This window comes from Streptomyces sp. NPDC047981 (assembly GCF_040653315.1).
Lineage (GTDB): Bacteria > Actinomycetota > Actinomycetes > Streptomycetales > Streptomycetaceae > Streptomyces.
On sequence record NZ_JBEZNQ010000037.1, the window covers coordinates 78,588 to 85,265 of the forward strand.

A 6,678-nucleotide genomic window follows, 5' to 3' on the forward strand; every position below is an offset into this window, starting at 1 on the left:
ATCGGTTCCCGCGTGCCGATGCTGTGCACCATGAACGCCACACGCTCCCCCCGTCGGCACCCGACCCGCACCGACCGGCTCCTCGCCGTCGGCGGGGGACTCCTCTCCGGCTACGTCGCCCTGGCCGTGGCCGACCTCCTCGCCGGCCTGATCCGCCACGAGTCCGGCCCGGTCACGGCCGTCGGCGACGCCGTGGTCGACCGGACTCCCGCCGCCGTCGAGCAGTGGGCGATCCGTACGTTCGGGGAGAGCGACAAGGCCGTCCTGCTGTCGGGCATCGTGCTCGTCCTCGGCCTGCTCGCCGCCGCCCTCGGGCTGCTCGCCCTGCGCCACCGCGCGGCAGGCGCCGCGGGCGTCCTCGGCTTCGGTGTCGTCGGCGCGCTCGCCGCCGTCACCAGGCCGGACTCCGACTCCGCGCTCGACGCCCTGCCCTCGCTCCTCGGGGCGGCGGCGGGGGCCCTCCTGCTGTACGTCCTCATCGGCCGGCTGCTCGCCTCCGAGGCCGGCGAACCGCCGCACGAGGCCGCCCGCGCCGACCGGCGGGGCTTCCTCCTCGTCGCGGCGGGCGCGGGCGTGGTCGCGACCGTCGCCGCCGCGCTCGGCCGGGCCGTGGGACCGCCCTCGGGGGAGGCCGCCACCGCCTCCCGCAGGGCCCTGCGGCTGCCCCGGCCGGCTTCCGCCGCCCCGGCCGTACCGCCGGGTGCTCAGCTGGACGTGCCCGGCATCAGCCCCTTCATCACGCCGAACCGGGACTTCTACCGGGTCGACACCGCCCTGGTCGTCCCCAAGGTCGACGCCGACGGTTGGCGGCTGCGCGTCCACGGCACGGGCGTCACCCGCGAACTCTCCCTCGATCTGAGGGAGCTGATGGCCCGTGAGGTGGTCGAACGGGACATCACCCTCGCCTGCGTCTCGAACGAGGTCGGCGGCCCCTACGTCGGCAACGCCCGCTGGCTCGGCGTGCGCCTCGCGGACCTGCTCCGCCGGGCAGGGGTGCGCCCGCCGTCCGAAGGCGGACCGGCCGACCAGCTCGTCGCCCGCTCCGTGGACGGCATGACCCTGGGCACCCCCGTCGAGGACGTCATGGACGGCCGCGACGCCCTGCTCGCCTTCGGCATGAACGGCGAACCGCTCCCCTTCGACCACGGCTTCCCCGTCCGCATGATCGTCCCCGGCCTCTACGGCTACGTCTCCGCCTGCAAGTGGATCGAGTCCCTCGAACTGGCGACCTTCGACGCCTACGACGCGTACTGGGTCCCGCGCGGCTGGGCCGCCCAGGCTCCGGTGAAGACCCAGTCCAGGATCGACACCCCTCGGTCCTTCGCCCGCCCGGCGGCCGGACAGGTCATGATCGCCGGGGTCGCCTGGGCCCAGCACCGGGGCATCGCGCGGGTGGAGGTCAGGGTCGACGACGGCCCCTGGCGGGAGGCCCGGCTCGGCACCGAGGACAGCCGGGACACCTGGCGCCAGTGGGTCCACCCCTGGCAGGCCGCGCCGGGTCGTCACACCCTGACGGTCCGGGCCACCGACGGCACCGGTGTCACCCAGCCCGAGCGGCGCACGGACACCATGCCGGACGGCGCCGCAGGCTGGCACTCGGTCGTGGTGACGGTCGAGTCCTGAGGGGCCGCGGCGCCGAGGACGGGCCCCAAGACAAGATCGAAACGCGGTCGGGTTAGCATATGAGCACCACCTAGCTCGAAAGATGAACTCGTGACTGTCAATGACGACTCGTTCACCAGCTGGAAGAACCGCGAGGAGATCGCGGAGTCGATGATTCCGATCATCGGCAAGTTGCACCGGGAGCGGGACGTCACGGTCCTGGTCCACAGCCGATCCTTGGTGAACAAGTCGGTTGTCAGCATCCTCAAGACCCACCGGTTCGCCCGCCAGATCGCCGGCGAGGAGCTCTCGGTCACCGAGACCCTGCCGTTCCTGCAGGCGCTCACCACGCTCGACCTCGGCCCGTCGCAGATCGACATCGCGCTGCTCGCCGAGGCCTACAAGAGCGACGACCAGGGTCTCTCGGTGGAGGAGTTCACCGCCTCCGCGGTCTCCGGTGCCACCGGCGAGAACAAGATCGAGTGCCGCGACGGCCGCGACGTCGTCCTCTACGGCTTCGGCCGCATCGGCCGCCTCGTCGCCCGCCTCCTCATCGAGAAGGCCGGCTCCGGCAACGGCCTGCGGCTGCGTGCCATCGTCGTGCGCGGCGGCGGCGAGCAGGACCTCGTGAAGCGCGCCTCGCTGCTGCGCCGGGACTCGATCCACGGCCAGTTCCAGGGCACGATCACCGTCGACGAGGCGAACAGCACCATCGTCGCCAACGGCAACACGATCAAGGTGATCTACGCCAACGACCCCTCGGAGGTCGACTACACGGCGTACGGCATCAAGGACGCCATCCTCATCGACAACACGGGCAAGTGGCGGGACCGCGAGGGCCTGTCGAAGCACCTGCGCCCCGGCATCGACAAGGTCGTCCTGACCGCCCCGGGCAAGGGCGACGTCCCGAACATCGTGCACGGCGTCAACCACGACACGATCAAGCCGGACGAGCAGATCCTGTCCTGCGCGTCCTGCACCACGAACGCGATCGTGCCGCCGCTGAAGGCGATGGACGACGAGTACGGCGTGCTGCGCGGCCACGTGGAGACCGTCCACTCGTTCACCAACGACCAGAACCTGCTGGACAACTACCACAAGGCCGACCGCCGCGGCCGCTCCGCGCCGCTCAACATGGTCATCACCGAGACCGGCGCCGCCTCGGCCGTCGCCAAGGCGCTGCCCGACCTGAAGGCGCCGATCACCGGCAGCTCGATCCGCGTCCCCGTGCCGGACGTCTCGATCGCCATCCTGAGCCTGCGCCTGGGCCGCGAGACCACCCGCGAGGAGGTCCTGGACTACCTGCGCGACGTCTCGCTGCACTCGCCGCTGAAGCGCCAGATCGACTTCACCACGGCCCCCGACGCGGTCTCCATGGACTTCGTGGGCTCGCGCCACGCGTCGATCGTCGACGCCGGCGCCACCAAGGTCGACGGCGACAACGCGATCCTCTACCTCTGGTACGACAACGAGTTCGGCTACTCGTGCCAGGTCATCCGGGTCGTCCAGCACGTCTCCGGCGTCGAGTACCCGACGTACCCCGCCCCGGCGGTCTGACCCCCGGCGCGCCCGGCGCGTACGCAGGCATGAGCGAGGCCCCCGCCCGACCCGGCGGGGGCCTCGCCCATGTGCGGGTTCAGCGGCGCGGGAGCTCGCCCGCCCGGTCGACGGCCGTCCTGGTCAGGATCGCGGACGTGCCGACGACCGTGCCCTTCGTCCCGGCCTCGCCGGACTCGGTCAGGACCGTGCGCTCCCCGAGGAACGCGTGGGTGGCCGGGTCGAAGACCCACTGGGTCTGCCGCCCCCCGGACGTCCGGGCGACGGCGACCCCGGGGCGGCCCACGGCATCGGTGGCCGCCGGCACGACGACCACCCCGGGGATCCTCCCGGCCGCCCGGTAGAGCGCGGCGCCGAGCCTGGGCGGCGCCCAGGTCTCCATGAGCAGGTCCCCGATCGCGGCGAACGCCGACTGGTCGGGATCGGCTCCCGGCGCCGCGGCGCTCCCGGCGCCGACGTCCTGCCGGATGCGCGCGAGGAGGGCGTCGGGGTCGGTCGGCAGCCCGGCGAGTGCCTCGACGGTCGTACGGGCGGCGGGGTCCGCGCCGAGCGGGGAGTCGGCTCCGCCCTCCTCGCGCAGCAGCCCCGGGCGCGTGCCGTCGGCCGACAGCCACACCTGGCGCGTGTGCGCGGGGGCCAGGGCGACCGGGCCGCCCCCGGCGCTCTGGGAGCCGTACGCGACCCTGCTCTCGACGTACACGAACTGGTCGGCCCTGAGCGCGGGACGCGTCTCCTCGCCCGCGGCGAGGGCGATCCGGTCGAGCAGCCGGGCCGCCTCCGGCGAGGCGGCGGCCGGGACGTTCACGGCAGGGCGGGTCCCGGAGGGCCCGAGGGCGACCGCGCCGCCGATCACCAGGGCGCAGGCGACGGCCGGTGCCAGCACCCGGACCAGCCGCGGCCGTGGCCGGCGCCCGGCCGCCGTCACCGTCCGGGCGTCGAGGGCGTCGAGCTCGTCGAGTGCGGAGACGCGGCTCAGCAGGGCCGCCTTCAGACGTTGCTCGCGCTCCGGCGTCAGAGCGGGTACGGCGGGCGGGGGCAGCAGCCCGGCCGGGTCGGCGTGATCGTGGTCCCCGGTGCGGTGCGGGCCGATGGTCATCCGTGGCTCTCCTTGGGCTCGGGCCGGACCGCGCGGGCGCGGCCCGCCGCCGACCGGTGGGGTGAGGTGTTCCGGTCGCGCGCCGACCGCGCCTCCCGCGCGGTGCGCGCCGACTCGGCGGCGGCGAAGGCGCGCAGCCGGGTCCTGGCGCGGGACAACCGCGAGCGGACGGTCCCGACCGGGACGCCCAGCGCCTCGGCGGCCGCCGCGTAGTCCAGGCCCGCCCACACGACGAGCGTGAAGACCTCGCGGTCCCGGCGACGCAGCCGGCCGAGAGCGACGTGCGCCGCCCGCAGCTGCTCGGTGTCCGCGAGGTGGGTGACGACCTCGTCGGCGAAGTCCGGCACCGAGCCGCGCTCCGGCAGCCGGGCGAGCGCGAGGTCCCGGCGCCTGCGGGCGCGCGCGCCCTGGCGCATCAGATTGGTGGCGATGCCGAGCAGCCACGGCCGCAGCCCGTCGCCCTCGGGCCGCAGCCGCTCGCGGCTGCGCCAGGCCTCGAGGAAGGTCGCCGAGACGATGTCCTCGGCCTCCGCCCAGTCGCCGGTCACCCGCAGGGCATACCGGTACAGCAGCTGGGCGTGCGCGTCGTACAGCTCACCCAGGGCCTCCCGGTCGCCGCCGCGGAGGCGCTCTCTCATCACTGTTTCCACACCCGGTACTGGCCGCCGCGCGGGGCGGGTTCCGGTGATCCGCGCCACAGCTCCTGGCATCCCGGCCCGAGGGTGGGTGTGACGCGGCTCACGGGAACGCCGGTGCCCGGCGGCCCAGTACGGATCATGAACACGTCCTCTCCTTCCCGGCCCTCGTCGCCCTCCCGCCGGTCCGTCCTGCGGACCGCCACGCTCGGCGCGGTCGTCGCCGCCGCGGGCCTCGCCCCCGCCGGCGGCGCCGTCGCGGCGCGGCGCACCCCGGACACGTACAGCCTGACGATCACTCATCTCGACCGGGCGGGGCGGCCGACCGGCGCCTACGCCACCACCGTCTCCGGGCTCTCCGGGCCCGGTGCGCAGGAGAGCGTCCAGCCGTACGACCCCTCCGGCACGGTCACCGTGCGCCTGCCCAGGGGCCGTTACGTCCTGGACAGCGTCCTGACCGCCCAAGGCTCCGGCGGCGGCACGGACTGGATCGTGCGACCCCGCCTCGACCTCGACCGGGACACCACCGTCACGGTCGACGCCCGCGCCGCGCGGCCGGTCGACGTCCGGCCGCCCGCCCGCACCGCCGCCTTCCTGCACGGCGGGATGTTCCTCCGGATCACCCACGACGGGGCCGAGCGCTTCCTCAACCAGGTCGTCGACGCCCCCACGCTGCGCGTCGCCCACCTGGGTCCGGCCGCCGAACCCGGCGCGGTGCGCCAGTGGTACGACGCGTACTGGAGCGCCGGGAGCGTGAGTTACGCCCTCGGCCACACCGGCACGTCCGCCCGCGCCCTGACCGGGCTCACCCTGCACCCCTCGCCCCGGCAGCTGGCGACCCTCCTCGTCCACGGCGGAGCACCGCAGGGCGCCCCCGGCACCGCGACCGTCGACCTGCTCCCCAGCGAGGGACCCACCGTCGGCCTGTCCCGGCCCCTCGCGACGCCCGGCACCGCCACGTACCTCGTCACCCCCGAACGCGGCGCCTGGGACGTCGTCTACACGGTCCGCCCGAGCACCCCGGAACAACCGCCGGAGTCCTACCGGGCCGAGGGCATCCATGTCCGCGCCGGCGCGACGACCACCCGGAGCTTCGACGGCGCGGCCCGGCTATGAGGCGACCGGGTGCCCGTCCAGGAAGAGGTGCAGCCCGCCGTCCTCCGGGCACCTCAGCCCGACCGAGACAGCCCGCACCTCCGCGGCCTCGTCGAGGACCAGGGCGACGGCCACGTGGAACACACCGTGGCCTCGGGGACAGTCGAGGTAGCCCTCCGGTTCGGGGGAGCCGTCGGCGGGCGGAAGTGTCCACGGGCGGCCGTCGGCCATGCCGAAGGCGCGGGGCAGGACGTCCCCGTCCCGCACCCCGATCGGAAGGAGACAGCCGACGCAGTGGCACTCGCCGCCCCACACCTCGAACTCGGCCGACGGGAACTCCGCCGAACCGCACAGCTCGCACACGACCGAGGCCGCCACGACCCGTCCGCCCGGCACGTCGGACGCGGACCGCCGCACCAGCTCCAGCAGTGCGTCGCGGCCCGCGTCACCCTCCCCGAACGGCCCGGGACCCCACCCGTTCTCATGATCCATGCCGCCCATCCTGACATCCGACGCCTGTCATCCTGAGGGGTGTCGAGGAGTCGGGGGGCTTCGGGGGCAGCGGTCACCGAGGCGGACGGCGTAGGTGTGCGAGCGCGGTCCGCGCTGCTCGGACGGGGGCGCCCGCGGTAGGGCGGGCCGCCGGAGCGTCAGCCGAGCGCCTCGCGTGCCGCGTCCGCGCGGGCGCGTGCC

The 6,678-nt window shown here is 74.7% G+C and carries 6 protein-coding genes; 3 read left to right on the forward strand and 3 right to left on the reverse strand.

Annotation, left to right across the window (positions count from 1 at the left end; all coding sequences use genetic code 11):
• Positions 1 to 30 precede the first annotated feature (30 nt).
• On the forward strand, positions 31 to 1,623 hold the full coding sequence (locus AB0E14_RS22590; protein ID WP_362420842.1) for a molybdopterin-dependent oxidoreductase: 1,593 nt from the start codon (positions 31 to 33) through the stop codon (positions 1,621 to 1,623).
• 90 nt (positions 1,624 to 1,713) lie between these two features.
• On the forward strand, positions 1,714 to 3,159 hold the full coding sequence (locus tag AB0E14_RS22595; RefSeq protein ID WP_362420845.1) for a glyceraldehyde-3-phosphate dehydrogenase: 1,446 nt from the start codon (positions 1,714 to 1,716) through the stop codon (positions 3,157 to 3,159).
• Between the two features lie 79 nt (positions 3,160 to 3,238).
• On the opposite strand, the gene AB0E14_RS22600 is transcribed toward AB0E14_RS22595, so the two are convergent.
• Positions 3,239 to 4,255, reverse strand: a complete 1,017-nt coding sequence (locus AB0E14_RS22600; protein ID WP_362420848.1) for a CU044_5270 family protein — start codon at positions 4,253 to 4,255, stop codon at positions 3,239 to 3,241.
• Positions 4,252 to 4,893 carry a sigma-70 family RNA polymerase sigma factor gene (locus tag AB0E14_RS22605; RefSeq protein ID WP_362420851.1) on the reverse strand — a complete coding sequence of 214 codons (642 nt, stop codon included), beginning with the start codon at positions 4,891 to 4,893 and terminating at the stop codon, positions 4,252 to 4,254. Before AB0E14_RS22605 ends, AB0E14_RS22600 begins: the two co-directional genes overlap by 4 nt.
• 138 nt (positions 4,894 to 5,031) lie before the next feature.
• Here AB0E14_RS22605 and AB0E14_RS22610 point away from each other — a divergent pair, with 138 nt between their 5' ends.
• Entirely contained in the window at positions 5,032 to 6,006 is a 975-nt protein-coding gene (locus AB0E14_RS22610) for a hypothetical protein (protein ID WP_362420854.1), read from the forward strand.
• Here AB0E14_RS22610 and AB0E14_RS22615 read toward each other — a convergent pair.
• Entirely contained in the window at positions 6,001 to 6,477 is a 477-nt protein-coding gene (locus tag AB0E14_RS22615; RefSeq protein ID WP_362420857.1) for a hypothetical protein, read from the reverse strand. The two genes, AB0E14_RS22610 and AB0E14_RS22615, sit on opposite strands and share 6 nt — an antisense overlap.
• Positions 6,478 to 6,678: the final 201 nt, after the last annotated feature.

Coding starts and splice junctions, on each gene's coding strand:
- AB0E14_RS22590 (WP_362420842.1), top strand. CDS start 31: ATGAACGCCACACGCTCCCCCCGTCGGCACCCGACCCGCACCGACCGG.
- AB0E14_RS22600 (WP_362420848.1), bottom strand. CDS start 4,255: ATGACCATCGGCCCGCACCGCACCGGGGACCACGATCACGCCGACCCG.
- AB0E14_RS22605 (WP_362420851.1), bottom strand. CDS start 4,893: ATGAGAGAGCGCCTCCGCGGCGGCGACCGGGAGGCCCTGGGTGAGCTG.
- AB0E14_RS22610 (WP_362420854.1), top strand. CDS start 5,032: ATGAACACGTCCTCTCCTTCCCGGCCCTCGTCGCCCTCCCGCCGGTCC.
- AB0E14_RS22615 (WP_362420857.1), bottom strand. CDS start 6,477: ATGGATCATGAGAACGGGTGGGGTCCCGGGCCGTTCGGGGAGGGTGAC.